Source organism: Parathalassolituus penaei, from assembly GCF_026626885.1.
Taxonomy (GTDB): Bacteria; Pseudomonadota; Gammaproteobacteria; order Pseudomonadales; family Oceanobacteraceae; genus Oceanobacter; species Oceanobacter penaei.
In genome coordinates, this window is the sequence record NZ_JAPNOA010000007.1 from 54,875 (window position 1) to 70,409 (window position 15,535).

The 15,535-nt window shown below is 55.0% G+C and carries 12 protein-coding genes and 3 tRNA genes; 13 read left to right on the forward strand and 2 right to left on the reverse strand.

Annotated features, from left to right (window positions below; genetic code table 11):
• Positions 1 to 9 precede the first annotated feature (9 nt).
• Positions 10 to 969, reverse strand: a complete 960-nt coding sequence (locus OUO13_RS01925; RefSeq protein ID WP_283172159.1) for a histone deacetylase family protein — start codon at positions 967 to 969, stop codon at positions 10 to 12.
• A gap of 77 nt (positions 970 to 1,046) precedes the next feature.
• On the opposite strand from OUO13_RS01925, the gene OUO13_RS01930 reads away from it, so the two are divergent.
• The 7 genes from OUO13_RS01930 (at position 1,047) to OUO13_RS01960 (ending at position 7,301) form a co-directional block, all read left to right on the forward strand.
• On the forward strand, positions 1,047 to 3,761 hold the full coding sequence (locus OUO13_RS01930) for a bifunctional acetate--CoA ligase family protein/GNAT family N-acetyltransferase (RefSeq protein ID WP_283172160.1): 2,715 nt from the start codon (positions 1,047 to 1,049) through the stop codon (positions 3,759 to 3,761).
• An 87-nt stretch (positions 3,762 to 3,848) separates the two neighbouring features.
• Positions 3,849 to 4,496, forward strand: a complete 648-nt coding sequence (uvrY, locus tag OUO13_RS01935) for a UvrY/SirA/GacA family response regulator transcription factor (RefSeq protein ID WP_283172161.1) — start codon at positions 3,849 to 3,851, stop codon at positions 4,494 to 4,496.
• On the forward strand, positions 4,496 to 6,331 hold the full coding sequence (uvrC, locus tag OUO13_RS01940) for an excinuclease ABC subunit UvrC (protein ID WP_283172162.1): 1,836 nt from the start codon (positions 4,496 to 4,498) through the stop codon (positions 6,329 to 6,331). Before uvrY ends, uvrC begins: the two co-directional genes overlap by 1 nt.
• 3 nt (positions 6,332 to 6,334) lie before the next feature.
• Positions 6,335 to 6,883, forward strand: a complete 549-nt coding sequence (gene pgsA, locus OUO13_RS01945) for a CDP-diacylglycerol--glycerol-3-phosphate 3-phosphatidyltransferase (protein WP_283172163.1) — start codon at positions 6,335 to 6,337, stop codon at positions 6,881 to 6,883.
• Between the two features lie 98 nt (positions 6,884 to 6,981).
• Positions 6,982 to 7,057, forward strand: a tRNA-Gly gene (locus OUO13_RS01950).
• Between the two features lie 27 nt (positions 7,058 to 7,084).
• Positions 7,085 to 7,158: transfer RNA gene (locus tag OUO13_RS01955), tRNA-Cys, on the forward strand.
• A 56-nt stretch (positions 7,159 to 7,214) separates the two neighbouring features.
• Positions 7,215 to 7,301, forward strand: a tRNA-Leu gene (locus OUO13_RS01960).
• 880 nt (positions 7,302 to 8,181) lie between these two features.
• On the opposite strand, the gene OUO13_RS01965 is transcribed toward OUO13_RS01960, so the two are convergent.
• Positions 8,182 to 8,781 carry a helix-turn-helix domain-containing protein gene (locus tag OUO13_RS01965; protein WP_283172164.1) on the reverse strand — a complete coding sequence of 200 codons (600 nt, stop codon included), beginning with the start codon at positions 8,779 to 8,781 and terminating at the stop codon, positions 8,182 to 8,184.
• A 294-nt stretch (positions 8,782 to 9,075) separates the two neighbouring features.
• Between OUO13_RS01965 and glnT the strand changes: the two genes are divergently transcribed.
• The 6 genes from glnT to folD all read left to right on the forward strand — a co-directional run bounded on the left by glnT (position 9,076) and on the right by folD (position 15,535).
• Positions 9,076 to 10,425 carry a type III glutamate--ammonia ligase gene (gene glnT, locus OUO13_RS01970; RefSeq protein WP_283172165.1) on the forward strand — a complete coding sequence of 450 codons (1,350 nt, stop codon included), beginning with the start codon at positions 9,076 to 9,078 and terminating at the stop codon, positions 10,423 to 10,425.
• A 210-nt stretch (positions 10,426 to 10,635) separates the two neighbouring features.
• Positions 10,636 to 11,532 carry a class II glutamine amidotransferase gene (locus tag OUO13_RS01975; RefSeq protein WP_283172166.1) on the forward strand — a complete coding sequence of 299 codons (897 nt, stop codon included), beginning with the start codon at positions 10,636 to 10,638 and terminating at the stop codon, positions 11,530 to 11,532.
• A 16-nt stretch (positions 11,533 to 11,548) separates the two neighbouring features.
• Positions 11,549 to 12,232, forward strand: a complete 684-nt coding sequence (locus OUO13_RS01980) for a GltB/FmdC/FwdC-like GXGXG domain-containing protein (RefSeq protein ID WP_283172167.1) — start codon at positions 11,549 to 11,551, stop codon at positions 12,230 to 12,232.
• A 24-nt stretch (positions 12,233 to 12,256) separates the two neighbouring features.
• Positions 12,257 to 13,588, forward strand: a complete 1,332-nt coding sequence (locus OUO13_RS01985) for an FMN-binding glutamate synthase family protein (protein ID WP_283172168.1) — start codon at positions 12,257 to 12,259, stop codon at positions 13,586 to 13,588.
• Between the two features lie 174 nt (positions 13,589 to 13,762).
• Positions 13,763 to 14,629 carry a formyltetrahydrofolate deformylase gene (gene purU / locus OUO13_RS01990; protein WP_283172169.1) on the forward strand — a complete coding sequence of 289 codons (867 nt, stop codon included), beginning with the start codon at positions 13,763 to 13,765 and terminating at the stop codon, positions 14,627 to 14,629.
• Positions 14,630 to 14,638: 9 nt separating this feature from the next.
• Positions 14,639 to 15,535, forward strand: a complete 897-nt coding sequence (gene folD, locus OUO13_RS01995) for a bifunctional methylenetetrahydrofolate dehydrogenase/methenyltetrahydrofolate cyclohydrolase FolD (RefSeq protein WP_283172170.1) — start codon at positions 14,639 to 14,641, stop codon at positions 15,533 to 15,535.

Below are 15,535 nucleotides of genomic sequence, written 5' to 3' on the forward strand. Positions count from 1 at the left end.
GCATGATGATCAGCCGTTGCTGGCGGGGGCTTCGGATTCGCTCTTGGCTGCGGGCAACATGCCGTTGATAAACCAGGTGGCGGATTTGGCCAGCGCGTTGAGGTCGTAACCGCCTTCAAGAATGGCAAGCCACGGGGTGTTGCGGCGTTTGCTGTAGGTGTTGATCCAGCTGCTGATCCAGGCGAAGTCGTTTTCATCGAGCGCCAACTCGGCCATTGGATCGTCCTTGTGGCCATCAAAACCGGCTGACACGATGATCAGTTCCGGTGCAAAACGGCGCAGGGCAGGCTCCCAGACACTGGTGATTTTTTCGCGGAACACTTCGCCGGTGGTGCCAGCTTCCAGCGGTACGTTGATCAGGTTGCTGTACTTGTTCTGCTCGTAATGGCTGTACGGGTAAAACGGATGCTGAAAGCTCGACAGCAGCAGGAATCGTGGATCGTTCTTGAGAATGTCGATGGTGCCGTTGCCCTGATGGGCATCGAAGTCGAGTACAGCAATCCGCTGCATATGGTGGATGTCGGCGGCCCGCAACGCGGCAATGGCTACGTTGTTAAAGAAGCAGAACCCCATGGTTTTGTTGTGCTCAGCATGGTGACCCGGCGGACGGATGGCGACAAAGGCATTGCGATGGACTTCGTTTAGTACGTCGTCGAGTGCCTGGGTGCTGGTGCCAACGGAATACAAGGCGGCTTCAAGGGTGCCTGCGGTCATGGTGGTGTCTTCATCAATCATGATGGATCCATGTTCCGGTTGAATCAGATGCAACTGATCAACATATGCCTTGCTGTGAGCGCGTAGAATGTCCGGCAAATGTGCAGACCGTCCTTCGTGAACCGTCAGGTGGTCCCAGACGCCGGTTTTTTTCAGGATCTGCTCTATGGCCAGGATACGCGTAGCGTGCTCAGGGTGATCTTCGCCTGTGTCGTGTCCGAAATGCTGATGAAATGCGTAATAACCTGTGCTCATAAAGACATATTTCTGTAGTTTTTCTCAGTGTAACCAGACGTTAAACTCTGGCCAACTCAACTAAAGGATCACTTTTAATGGGTACTCGCTCGCTGGAGCTGTTCTTTCGACCCAAAAGCATCGCGGTTATCGGTGCATCCGAACGTCAGGGTAGCCTGGGGGGCGCGATTGTCCGTAACCTGCTGAATAGTGAATTTCCCGGGACCATTATTCCGATCAACACCCGAGGGTACGATCAGGTGTACGGCGTGCCGGCGATCAGTCGTATCAGTCAGCTGACCGAAACGCCGGATCTGGCGGTGATCTGTACGCCTGCCGAAACCGTACCCAAGATTCTCAAGCAGCTGCACGGCAAGGGTGTGGGCGCTGCGTTGTTGTTGACCGGCGGGATGGCCCGAACCCGATCCTGGCAGTATCGGCCATCCTCTGACCGTCTGACTCACATCATCGAGCAAACCCGTATCCGTATTCTGGGCCCCGATTGCCTCGGATTGGTAGTGCCCTGGCGCAAGCTTAATGCAAGTTTGCTTCACGTCCCGGTTCGCCCTGGCAATATCGCCTATCTGGGCCAATCCGGTACGTTGGCATCCGGTGTGCTCGACTGGGCGTACAGCCGTAACGTCGGTTTTTCCCATGTTCTGACCCTTGGACGCAATCAGGACGTGACGCTGTCCGACCTGATCGACTTTATTGTCCAGGAGCCGCATGTCAAAACCCTGCTGATCCAACTGGATGAAATTGGCTCCGGCAAAACCCTGATTCGTTCTCTGCGCGCCGCTTCACGTCACAAGCTGGTGCTGGCGGTGAAAAGTAACCGTTTTCAGGAGAATCCGCTGAATCGTATCGCCACACCCCGTGGACTGAGTTCGCGTGATGCCCTGATTGATGAAACCCTGGCGCGTGCAGGTGTTCTGCGTGTATCCGCCACCGACGAGATGTTCGACTGCGTCGACGCCCTGCGTCGTCAGCGTGAGTCATTTGGTCCGCGTCTGGCCGTAGTCGCCAACGGTCGTGGCCCAGCCATTATGGCGCTTGATCGTCTGCTGATGGACGGTGGTGTGCTGGCTGAACTCTCCGATGAAACCCGTACCCACCTGCGCGGCCTGCTGCCTGACTATGTGAAGTCCGACAACCCGTTGTTGCTGAATCCTGAGTTGCAGCCTCAGCAGCTGGCGGCGGTCGCCAATACCTTGCTGGCAGACCGTCAGGTGGATGCGCTGCTGGTGATTTTTATTCCGGGTCTTGGTACCGACGCACTGGCTAATGCCCAGGCACTGACCAAGGTGGCGAAGAGTTACAACAAGAGTGTGTTAACCAGCTGGATTGGTGAGTACTCGGTGGAGTCTTCTCGTGAGTACTTCGACGAGCAGGGTATTCCGACCTTCGAAACGCCGGATAACGCCATCAAGTCCTACATGTTCATGGTTCGTCACCAGATGACCCAGGACCTGTTGGGTGAAACCCCGGAAAGTATCGAAATTCCGATTTCCTCGGGTTACATGGATGTCGATCGCGAGATTCTGGAGCATCACGAGCCGGGTGATTACCTGCTGCCGAACTACGCCTGGAAACTGCTGCGTGCCTACGGTTTTGCGTTTGCTGATAACCGTTATCGCAGCTCGCTGGCGGAATTGCTGGAAGCGGCACCGGAAGTGCCCAAACCCTGGGTGCTGCGGGTTCATCACCGTGATTACCTGTATCCATTTGCTTATGGCAGCAATCCACGTGAACGTCTGCGTTCGGTTGTGCGTGATATTCGTTCTCTCGAAGAGCTTCTGCCGGCGGCGGAAGGTCTGGAAAAAGCCATCGCCAATACCTTCCCGGACAGTCCGGTGCTGGGTTACACGGTGCAGACCATGCACCGTGCGCTGGATAACCTGCAGTTCTCGTTTGGTATCGGCCGTGACGTCGAGATTGGTCCGTATCTGTTCTTTGGTGGTGGTGGCACGACCGCCGATACGCTGGTAGACCGTCAGGTGGCGTTACCACCGCTGAATGCCAATCTGGCCGAAAAACTCATCAAACGTAGTCACTTCTATCAGGTGTTGCAGGAGCGTTCCGAAAACATCGAGCGTGAACTGGTAACGCTGGAGCGCTGGCTGGTGGCCTTGTCGCATATTGCGCTGAACCACCCATGGTTGGCCGGTCTGGAAGTGAACGCCATCCGCCAGAAGGTGGGGCATTACATTGCCATTGGTATTGCGGGTGAGGTCGGTCATCCGGTCAAGAGTGCGATCATGCCGTACCCGAAAGAGCTGGAAAGCCAGTATCAGGGGCGCAGTGGCAAACTGTATCAGATTCGTCCTATCCGCGGTGAAGATGAGCCGCTGTTGGAACGCTTCTACCGTGGCATGAGTGCAGAATCTCTCCGGTTACGCTTCTTCGGAGCCCGTCGCGAGTTCGATCATAGCGAGTTGGCCCGTTTTGCCCAAATCGACTACGACCGTGAAATGGCCTTTGTTGGGGTGATAGACGGTACTCTTTATGGTGTTGTGCGGGTCTGGATCGATCCGGATGATGTTTCTGCTGAGTATTCGGTTATCGTCGCCGACGAGTGTCGGGGGGAGGGGCTGGGTAAGTATTTGATGGAGAGTATGATAAATTACCTTACTCAGCGTGGGGTTCTGCAGATTTTTGGTTCGGTGTTGCCACATAATCAGGGCATGCTGAATCTGAACAAACGTTTGGGATTCACGATGCATCACAACCATGACGAAGGTGTGGTTGATGTTGCCAGAGTGCTCAATCCGCTCAAGTATGCCTGGCAGAAAAAGCGTATGCTGTTGGCTTGAAGTCTTTTGTCCTGCTAGTGGATGGTTGTACAGGACAAACAGTCAGTCTGAGCTGGATGTCTGGTTCTTTTATTTCGGGAGATTGCTTTGATTTCTGTGTTAGTAGTTGACGATCACGACCTTGTGCGGTCGGGGATCTCACGTATCCTGGCTGACGCAAATGGAGTTGAGGTAATTGGCGAGGCGAGCAGTGGTGAAGACGCCATCACCCAGGTGCGGTTGCATGAGCCGGATGTGGTTCTGATGGACGTGCAAATGCCCGGCATCGGTGGTCTGGAAGCGACCCGCAAAATTATTTCCAGTGACCTGGGTTCCCGTGTGATTGCGGTAACTGCGTGTGACGAGAACCCGTTTGCCCGTCGTCTGTTTGATGCAGGCGCTTCCGGTTATCTCACCAAAGGTGCGGATGCCGAAGAAATGGTAACGGCGATTCGTAAGGTTCACAGCGGCCAGCGCTACATTAGTCCTGAGATTGCCCAGCGTATGGCACTGCAGTCGTGGGATGCCAAGGAAGAAAATCCTTTTGATCGCCTGTCTGAACGTGAGCTTCAGGTGTCGTTGATGATTGTTAACTGTCAGAAGGTTCCGGATATTGCTGACAAGCTGTTCCTGAGCTCCAAGACGGTGAACACTCATCGTTATCGCGTGTTTGAAAAGTTGGGTATCAACTCCGATGTTGAATTGACCCATCTTGCTTACTTGCATGGACTGGTTGACCGTCGCAACGGTGGTTAATGACCGACTTTGATATCCCGTCTTTTCTGAAGACCCTGAGCCAGCGGGCCGGGGTCTACCGCATGTTCGATGCTGATAATCATCTTCTTTATGTAGGCAAGGCTCGTAACCTGAAAAATCGGGTTTCGAGCTATTTTCGTGCCCGTGGCCTGAACGCCAAAACAGTGGCGCTGGTGAGTGCCATTCATCATATTGAAGTGACCATTACCGGCAGTGAAGTGGAAGCCTTGCTGCTGGAGCAAACCCTGATCAAGGAACATCGGCCGCCGTTCAATATTTTGTTGAAGGACGACAAGTCCTACCCTTGGCTGCACTTGTCGGATCATGAATTCCCGCTGTTGGCCTATCGACGTGGTCGTCGTGGCGGTACGGGTGGTAAGTTTTTTGGCCCGTATCCGAATTCGGGTGCCGTGCGTGAGGCGCTGAATCAGCTGCAACGACTGTTTCTGCTCAGATCTTGCGAGGACAGTTACTTCCAGCATCGCAGTCGACCTTGTTTGCAGTATGAAATCCGCCGTTGCTCCGCACCTTGCGTGGGGTTGGTCAGTCGCGAGGCTTATCAGCGTGATATCCAGCACACGGAAATGTTTTTGAATGGCCAGAGTCAGCAGCTGATTACTGTGCTTCAGGATGAGATGCTGGATGCCTCGTCCCGGTTGGAATTCGAGCGCGCGGGTGAGCTGCGCGACCGCATCGAAACGTTGCGACTGGTGCAGGAGAAGCAGCGTGTGTACGGTACGGATCGCAACATGGATATCTGGGCGCTGGTGGAATTTCAGGGTGTTACCTGTATCCATCGCCTGGTGTTCCGGGATGGCCGCTTGCTGAACAGCAAGAACTATTACCCGGACAACCTTGCGGGCGAGGAAGACCCTTTGTTGTTGCTGGGGTATATCAGTCAGTTCTATCTGGCGGGCCATGCGGCTGAAGGGTTGCCAGCAGAAATTATTGCCGACATCGACAGCGATGAAATGACCATTGTTCTGGATGCACTGCGTCAGCAGTTTGATCGGTCAATCCTGCATTCCCGTGGCGTTCGTGGTGAACCTCGTCAATGGCGAGCCATGGCCGAAGAAAATGCACGCGTCGGTGCCCAGACCAGAATCTCCGGGCATCAGGAATCTTTGCGCAAGCTGGAACGGGTGTCGCAATTGTTGGGGCTTGATAAGGCACCGCGCAGGATAGAGTGTTTTGATATCAGCCATGCTGGTGGTGAAGCCACCTATGCATCCTGTGTGGTATACAGCGAGCAAGGCATTGCCAGTCAGCGTTACCGACGTTTTCGCATTCGTGACGTGGCGGCGGGTGATGACTATGCGGCATTGGAACAGGCGGTTGAACGTCATCTGATCCGCATGCAGGAAGCCAGTGATCTGCCAGACTTGTTATTGATTGATGGTGGTCAGGGGCAGGTTGGTCGGATTCAGCAGGTGCTGGAACGGCTTTCTATAACAACTGTTCATCTTTGGGGTATCTCCAAGGGTGAAACCCGTAAAACCGGTTGGGAGTTCCTGTGGGCAGCGGGGGCGCGACAACCTATAATCCCCGACGCCCATGACGATGGCTTCCGGCTGTTACAGCTGGTTCGTGATGAGGCGCACCGGTTTGCCATTTCCGGACATCGCAAGGAGCGAAGCCGCAGTCGCGGACAATCGGATCTGGAGAATCTCAAGGGTATTGGTCCAAAGCGGCGACGTGCTCTGTTGTTGCACTTTGGGAGTCTGAAGAATATGCGTGGAGCACCTCGGGAAGAATTTGCCAAGGTTCCCGGTGTGAGCCAGAAGCTCGCCGACCAGATATTTGCGCAGCTGCACGGCGAGGATCGGAGTGTGTAGTGTATGAATGTGCCCAACATGTTAACGGTTGGCCGAATTGTGATGATTCCCCTGATGGTGGTGAGTTACTACTGGTTTGGGGTGGGTGGCAAAACCTGGGCGGCTTGTCTGTTTGCATTGGCCGCGGTTACCGACTGGTTTGATGGTTATCTGGCGCGGCGCCTGAATCAATCAACAGCACTGGGAGCGTTTCTCGACCCGGTTGCAGACAAATTGATTGTGGCAGCGGCGCTGATGGTGCTGGTGGAAGCTTACGCAACACCATGGATGACGATTCCGGCCATGATTATTGTAGGTCGGGAGATTGTGATTTCAGCTCTGCGTGAATGGATGGCTGAACTTGGCAAACGTGCCAGTGTTGCGGTGTCCTGGATTGGTAAAGTAAAAACTGCCTTGCAGATGGTTTCTATCATTCTGCTGCTGGCTGCCCAGGAACATCCGATGCTGGATTGGTCTGGAATTATTGCCCTTTATGGCGCCGCGATTCTGACGCTGTGGTCGATGGTGGTGTATCTGAAAGCGGCCTGGCCTGCTCTGCAGGAAAAACGCTGATCTCAAGGGGCTTAATAAAAGTTTGGTTTAAGTGCATAAAATTTAAGAAAAAAGTGTTGACACCAGATCGGGGCGCTATATAATGCGTCCCATCTTCTGCGGGAATAGCTCAGTTGGTAGAGCACGACCTTGCCAAGGTCGGGGTCGCGAGTTCGAATCTCGTTTCCCGCTCCAATATTCCACTGGAAACAGTGAAATTCTGGCGCGATAGCAAAATGGTTATGCTGCGGATTGCAAATCCGCCGATGCCGGTTCGATTCCGGCTCGCGCCTCCATGATTCCAACGGTTTTGTCACTGAATTCGACGAGATCGTGTAGTGCCTCCCAGTAAGCCCGGGTGGTGGAATCGGTAGACACAGGAGACTTAAAATCTCCCGACCTAACGGTCGTACCGGTTCGATTCCGGTTCCGGGCACCATTATCCAAGCGGGTTCTGGCGAGAGTAGTCATTAACACTGTTCAGTGTTAATAATACTTGAAAATATGCGATCGGCGCGATTAAAAATATACAGCACTGTACAAAATTTCAGTGGTGTGTATTTTTTAGGCGTTTTTGTCGTTCCTGTTTTCACTCGTGAGCACCAATAATCTGCACTTTTCAGTCATAGACTGCCACTTGGCTTTGAGTCTTGTGACCAGAAAATTTCTGCTTGTCCCAATCCCAATCCCAATCAGAAAGGCTTTTTACCTCAGTCACGACAGGTGGAGTTAAAACGTGTACCTGGGTTTTGTTTGCCTTGGTTGCGTTATCCCGAGACCGGCCGCCATTTTCTGAGCGTGTCGTATGAAATTGAGTCACCTTTGCTGTGCATGAATACGTCGCAGGTAATCGATGCCTCGGGGAGGCTGGGCGACACGACTCAAGGGGCGCTCGCCCCCTTTGGGGTTTTCGGGATAATGATGCCTCGGTGTCGCCGGTTTTGGACGTAGCCTCCTGCTATGCCATCAAACCGGCTTCGTGATTTATTACCATCCTCATAGGTCAGAGCTGGCCACCGAGTGATTCAGAGGGGCCTTTGTTTTTTGCGGCTGAGTTCAAACAGTCGACAAGGGCTATATGTCACTTCACTCGTCCCGGTGCTGTTACAACGAGCGACAGACTTATCAGCACAATGGTGGTCTGACCCCGGTGAGGACGAAAACAATCATAACAACGGTCACGAATTACGCCAGGGTTGTGGTGTTTTTTGTCGAGACTGTTGTGATATCGGAAAAAATTCCTTCGTGCCTGATTTTCCAGCGGATATATCAGCGTTTGAGTGAATGAATGCCCGCACAGCGGTTCTATAAAAGACGGATTAATCGTCGTATTCATCGCCATAGTTGATAATCGACAACAGCTGCAGCGGCACTTCAAGCAGCTGTTCCGGGCCGTGTGGGGTTTCGGCATCAAAGGTGAGGCTGTCGCCGGGGCCCATTTCATATAAATGGTTGCCGTGACGGTAGATGATCTTGCCCTTGAGAATATAGATGAACTCTTCACCCGGATGTGAAAAGGTCGGGAACACTTCCGATACGTCATCCATGCTGACCAGAAACGGTTCGAAGTTGCGTTTGCCGCCACGCTGATAGGTCAACAGCTGGTAGGTATGTCCCTTGTCGGTGCCACGACGCACCACTTCCAGCCCCTCGCCAGACTTGGTGAAGTGGGCACCGCCGTCCGGGCGGTCGTAATCATTAAAGAGTTTCGAGATCGGCAGGCCGATGGCGCTGCACAGCTTCGACAGGGTTTCGAGGCTGGTGGATACCTGCGCGTTTTCAATCTTGCTGATCATGCCCTGGCTGATGCCGGATATGCGGGCGACGTCGGTCAGTTTCAGGCCTTCTTCCTGGCGGGCCCGCTTCACTTTCATGGCGATGTATTGATCGAGGTTGAACCGTTCAGTCTTGTCGTTCATCGGCAGGTTGCTCCCTGAATGATATGCACAGATCGGGTGCCTTGCTCCTGTGCGTTTGCTCTCTTCTGGGGCAATTTGCACGGCATTTTTCCCGGCCCTGTTTGTTGTGGATTTTCTTATCAAGAAAATCTTTTAACCCAAATGTAGAGTAATCAGTGACTTACAATCAATCTGAAAAAAATATTCCTGAAAGGAAAGTGTTGGCATGTGGGTTGCATTTACTGAAATGAAAGTAAATTTCCCTTTGAGAAATATTTTGAGATCAGTAAAATGGTCAACCAACAAGGAGCATGTATGGCAACTACGTTCATGTCAGCGGCAGAGATCGAAAGCTTCCTGGCTGATAACGACATCAAGTATGTTTTGGCCCAGTTCGTCGACATTCATGGTGTCGCCAAAACCAAATCCGTTCCCGCCAGCCATTTGATGGATGTGGTTGAAAAGGGTGCTGGTTTCGCCGGTTTTGCGGTGTGGGGTCTGGGTATTCAGCCGCACGGTCCGGATTTTATGGCCCGTGGTGATCTCAGCAGCATCTCTGTGGTGCCATGGCAGCCAGGTTACGCCCGTGTGGTGTGTGATGGTTATGTGAATGGTCAGCAACATCCATATGACAGCCGGGTTGCCCTGAAACATCAGCTCAAACGTCTGGATGCCCGTGGCTGGACCCTGAACACCGGTCTGGAACCTGAGTTCTCGCTGTTCAAGCGTAACGAAGACGGCAGCATCGGTATGGTGGATGACACCGATACCCTGATCAAACCTTGCTACGACTATAAAGGTCTGTCGCGCTCCCGTGCCTTCCTGGAAAAATTCGTGGATTCCCTGCAGAAAGTCGGCATGGACGTCTACCAGATCGACCACGAAGACGCCAACGGCCAGTTCGAAATCAACTACACCTACAGCGATGCCCTGACCTCGGCCGACCGTCTGACCTTTGTGCGTATGGCGGCCGGTGAAATCGCCAACGACATGGGCATGATCTGCTCCTTTATGCCGAAACCGGCTGCCGACCGTACCGGCAGTGGTATGCACTTCCATCTGTCGATTGCCGACCAGAAAGGCCGCAACCTGTTTGGTGATGACTCCGACCGCAACGGTATGGGCCTGTCGAAAATGGCCTACCACTTCTGCGCCGGTCTGCTGCATCACGCCCGCGCCCTGTGTGCCATTTCGGCGCCGACCATCAACTCCTACAAGCGTCTGGTGGTGGGTGGTACTGCCTCCGGTTCGACCTGGGCTCCGGCCTTTGTGTGTTACGGCAACAACAACCGTTCCGCCATGGTGCGGGTGCCGTATGGTCGTCTGGAATTCCGTCTGCCGGACTCTGGCTGTAACCCGTACCTGGTGCACGCCGCCATTATTGCGGCTGGTCTGGATGGTATCGAACGTGAACTCGATCCGGGTCTGCCACTGAACGAAAACCTCTACACCATGACCCTCGACCAGATTCGTGAAAAGGGCATTGGCATCCTGCCGCAAAACCTCGGCGAAGCCGTGGATGCACTGGAAGCCGACAAGGTGCTGGTGGATGCCATCGGCAAGGAAATCATGGGTGAATTTATCAATATCAAACGCAACGAGTGGATCGAGTACAGCCGCCACGTCAGCGATTGGGAAGTACAGCGTTATATCGAATTCTTCTGATTAAAACGCCACAGGTCTGAAGTGTGTTGCTGATATATCGTGCAGATATAACACGCGGATATAACACGAACCGCCATCGCTTCTGACTGACCCTTTGAAATATACCCGCTGCTTTTGCCTGCGCAAAAACAGCACGGCCTCGCTTTGCCCGAAATCCGCATATCGGGGCCGTTAAACAGAAACTGAATACGTATTAACGAGGATATTTCCATGTGTGGAATTGTTGGTCTCTACCTCAAGAATCCGGCTCTGGAGAGCCAGCTGGGTGCCTTGTTTGAACCCATGCTGATTGCCATGACCGACCGTGGCCCGGACAGCGCCGGTTTTGCCATTTACGGCGACGAAGTGGCCGATGGTTGCAAGCTGACCTTGCGTCATGAAAACCCTGAATACGACTGGGAAGCTCTGGCCGAAGCGGCCCGTGCAGAACTGAATGCCGAAGTGAGCTGGTTCCAGAACGCCACCGTGGCGGTGTTCAAGATGCACTGCAATGCTGAAACCGCTACCGCGTTTATGGCCGAAAAAGCCGCCGATGTGATGGTGCTGAGCGCCGGTCACTCCATCGAAATCCTCAAGGAAGTGGGCCTGCCAGAACAGATCGCGGGCACCTTTAACCTCAAGGGTATGAAAGGCACTCATATTATTGGCCACACCCGTATGGCCACCGAATCCGCTGTGACCATGGCCGGTTCCCACCCGTTCTCCACCGGTGAAGACCTGTGTCTGGTTCACAACGGATCACTGTCCAACCACAACCGTCTGCGCCTGGAGCTGAAGCGTCAGGGCATTCACTTCGAGACTGAAAACGACTCTGAAGTGGCCGCCGGTTACCTGATGCACCGTCTGCAGGAAGGTGACTCCCTGACCGAAGCGCTGGAAAACGCCCTGACCGCTCTGGATGGTTTTTTCACCTTTACCATCGGCACCCGCGACGGTTTTGCCGTGGTTCGTGATCCGATTGCCTGCAAGCCTGCAGTGCTGGCCGAAACCGATGATTACGTCGCCATGGCGTCGGAATATCAGGCCCTGACCACCTTGCCTGGCATTGAAAACGCGCGCGTCTGGGAACCGGAAGCCGCCCGAGTTTACGTTTGGGAACGCAGCTGAGAAGAGAGGAACAACTATGAAAACCCTGGATCTGGCAACTACTACGCTGCGCGACATCAATCAGGCGCTGCACGATCAGGCCGCTGAATGCACCGAGCGCGAATGGCGCATCACCGGCGCCAAAGGTGACCACAACCTGGCCTGTGGTCTGGATGCCGCATTAAGCATCGATATTGTTGGCCACGCCGGTTACTACTGCGCGGGCATGAACAAAAAAGCCCATGTAGTGGTGCATGGCAACGCTGGCCAAGGTGTGGCCGAGAACATGATGTCCGGTTCGGTGCGCGTAAAAGGTCAGGCTTCCCAGTCGGCCGGTGCCACCGCTCACGGCGGTCTGCTGGTGATTGAAGGTGACGCCGGTGCCCGCTGCGGTATCTCTCTGAAAGGTGCCGAAATTGTGGTGGGCGGCAGTGTTGGCCATATGAGCTGTTTTATGGCTCAGGCCGGTGCGCTGGTGGTGTGTGGCGATGCCGGTGATGCACTGGGCGACTCCCTCTACGAAACCCGCATCTTTGTGAAAGGCACCGTGGCCTCGCTGGGTGCCGACTGTATCCAGAAGGAAATGCGTCCGGAGCACATCGAATACCTGACCGATCTTCTCAATCGTGCCGGTATTAACGAAGACGCCAGCGCCTTCAAGCGTTATGGCTCGGCTCGCAATCTGTACAACTTCAAAGTTGATAACGTCAGCGCCTACTAATTACGCAGAACTGGAGATACCAACATGAGTGATAAAGAGCAAAAACCAACGACTGGTCTGCGTGAGTCCGCGACATTTGATATCAACACCCAGATGGAAATCCGTCGTGCCGCCGAAACCGGCATTTACGATATCCGCGGTTTTGGTGCCAAGCGCAAACTGCCGCATTTCGACGATCTGCTGTTCCTGGGCGCGTCGATGTCACGTTACCCGCTGGAAGGTTACCGCGAGAAGTGCAACACCCGTGTGACCCTGGGTACCCGTTTTGCCAAAAAACCGATTGTGATCGAAACCCCGGTCACCATCGCCGGTATGAGCTTTGGTGCGCTGTCGGCCAACGCCAAGGAAGCACTGGGCCGTGGTGCCTCGGCGGTGGGCACCTCGACCACCACCGGTGACGGCGGCATGACCCCGGAAGAGCGTGGCCAGTCCAGCAAGCTGGTGTACCAGTACCTGCCATCCCGTTATGGCATGAACCCGGACGACTTGCGCAAGGCCGATGCCATTGAAGTCGTGCTGGGGCAGGGTGCCAAGCCGGGCGGCGGCGGCATGCTGCTGGGTCAGAAGATCACCGAACGTGTGGCCAAGATGCGTACTCTGCCAGTGGGTGTGGACCAGCGTTCCGCCTGCCGTCACCCGGACTGGACCGGCCCGGATGACCTCGCCATCAAGATCCAGGAGCTGCGTGAAATCACCGACTGGCAAGTGCCGATCTACATCAAGGTGGGCGCAACCCGTACCTACTACGACGTCAAGCTGGCGGTAAAAGCCGGTGCCGATGTGATTGTGGTGGACGGTATGCAAGGTGGTACTGCGGCAACCCAGGAAGTGTTTATTGAACACGTGGGTATCCCGACCATGGCCGCCATTCCGCAAGCCGTACAGGCGCTGCAGGAAATGGGCATGCACCGCAAAGTGCAACTGATTGTGTCCGGTGGTATCCGCAACGGTGCCGACGTTGCCAAGTGTATGGCACTGGGTGCTGATGCCGTGGCAATTGGTACTGCCGCACTGATCGCGTTGGGCTGTAACCATCCGAAGTGGGATGCCGAATTCCGCAAGCTGGGTTCTGCCGCCGGTTATTACGACGACTACCACGAAGGCAAAGATCCGGCCGGTGTGACCACTCAGGACCCGGAACTGATGAAACGTCTGGACCCGGTCGAAGGTGGACGCCGTCTGGCCAACTACCTGCGCGTGCTGACCATGGAAGCCCAGACGCTGGCGCGTGCTTGTGGCAAGAACGATCTGCGCAACCTCGAGCCGGAAGATCTGGTCGCCCTGACCGTGGAAGCCGCCGCCATGGCGCGTGTACCACTGGCGGGCACCAGCTGGATTCCAGGGCAGGGGTTCTAATGCGAGGGTCAGACGTCTGGCCGGATATCTGGCTCAGCGTCTGACCACAGGTTTTATCAGCAGGGTTTTATCACCAGAATTTTAATAAGCAGCGGGCATTCGCTGCGGGTTTCCCTCGGCCTGGTTTTGGATATCGGCGCGCAGAAACCCCCCTTAATCGAGAGATATAGCACCATGCCTCACGACAATATGAAGACCGAATATATTCTCAAAACCACCTGTCCGGCCGGCCGCGGCATTGTGGCAGCGGTAGCGACCTTCCTGTCTGACAAGGGTTGTTACATCAGCGAGCAGTCGCAGTTTGACGATCAGGACAGCGGCAAGTTTTTTATGCGCACCGTGTTCCACTTCGAAGGTGAAGACCTCGGAGACGAAGTGCGCGCCGGATTCGCTGAAGTGGCAACGGCGTTCAAGATGGAATGGTCGCTGGTTAACGCCTGCGCTCCGATGAAAACCATCATCATGGTGTCCAAGGCTGACCACTGTTTTGCCGACCTGCTGTACCGCAAGAACAAGGGGGATCTGAACATGGAAATCACCGCTGTGGTTTCCAACCATCAGGACCTGCGACCAATGGCTGAACGTGAAGGTTTCCGCTTTGTGCACCTGCCGGTGAACAAGGACAACAAACGTCAGCAGGAAAAAGCCCTGCTGGAAATCGTCCGCGAAACCGGCACCGAACTGGTGGTACTCGCCCGTTACATGCAGATCCTGTCGGATGAACTCTGCAAGGACCTCGCTGGCCGCGCCATCAATATTCACCACTCCTTCCTGCCGGGTTTCAAGGGCGCACGCCCGTATTACCAGGCCCACGAACGCGGCGTGAAGCTGATTGGTGCCACCGCCCACTATGTCACCGGTGATCTCGACGAAGGCCCGATCATTGAGCAGGCCGTACAAACCGTTGATCACACCATGTACCCGGAACAGCTCACCGCTGCCGGTCGTGACACCGAAACCGTGGCACTGGCGCGGGCCGTACGCCTGCACATGGAGCACCGGGTGTTTGTGGATGGCAACAAAACCGTGGTTTTCAAATAGGGGCAGGACATGGCAATTCGAATTGACGGCAAGCTGATGTCGGCCCAGGTGCTCGACGATGTCGCCACCGATGCAGCAGCGTTTTATCAGGAGTTTGGTATCAAGCCCGGTCTGGCGGTGGTGCTGGTTGGTGATGATCCCGCCAGCCAGGTGTATGTGCGCAACAAGATCGCCCGTGCGACCGAATGTGGCATCAACTCGTTCAAACATCGCCTGCCCGCCGATACCACCCAGGAATACCTGGATCGGCTGGTGGCCGACCTGAACGCCGACCCGGAAGTGCACGGCATTCTGGTGCAGCTGCCATTGCCTGCGCATCTGGACGAAGAACGGATTCTGACCGCGATTGATCCGGCCAAGGACGTTGATGGCTTCCATCCGGTTAACGTGGGTGCCCTGAATATCGGCAAGGAATCCCTGATTCCCTGCACCCCACAGGGCTGCATGATCATGCTGCGCAAGGTGCTGGGTGATCTGTCCGGTAAACACGCGGTGGTGGTCGGACGCTCCAATATCGTCGGCAAACCGATGGCGGCACTGCTGCTGCAGGCTAACTGCACGGTCAGCATTGTGCACTCGCGCACCAACAATCCGCAGTTGCTGACCAAACAGGCCGACATTCTGGTGGCCGCCGTGGGCAAGCCTGAAATGATCGGCCCGGACTGGGTAAAACCCGGTGCGGTGGTAATCGACGTGGGTATCAACACGGTTGAGCGAGCCGGCCAGTACAAGCTGGTGGGGGATGTTCACTACGCCGCGGTTGAACCACTGACCCAGGCGATTACGCCGGTGCCGGGTGGTGTTGGCCCAATGACCATCGCCTGCCTGATGAAAAACACCCTGACCGCCGCCCGCCGACTGGAAACCCAGTCGCGCAGTGGTCGCCAGTACGCTGTGATGGTCTAG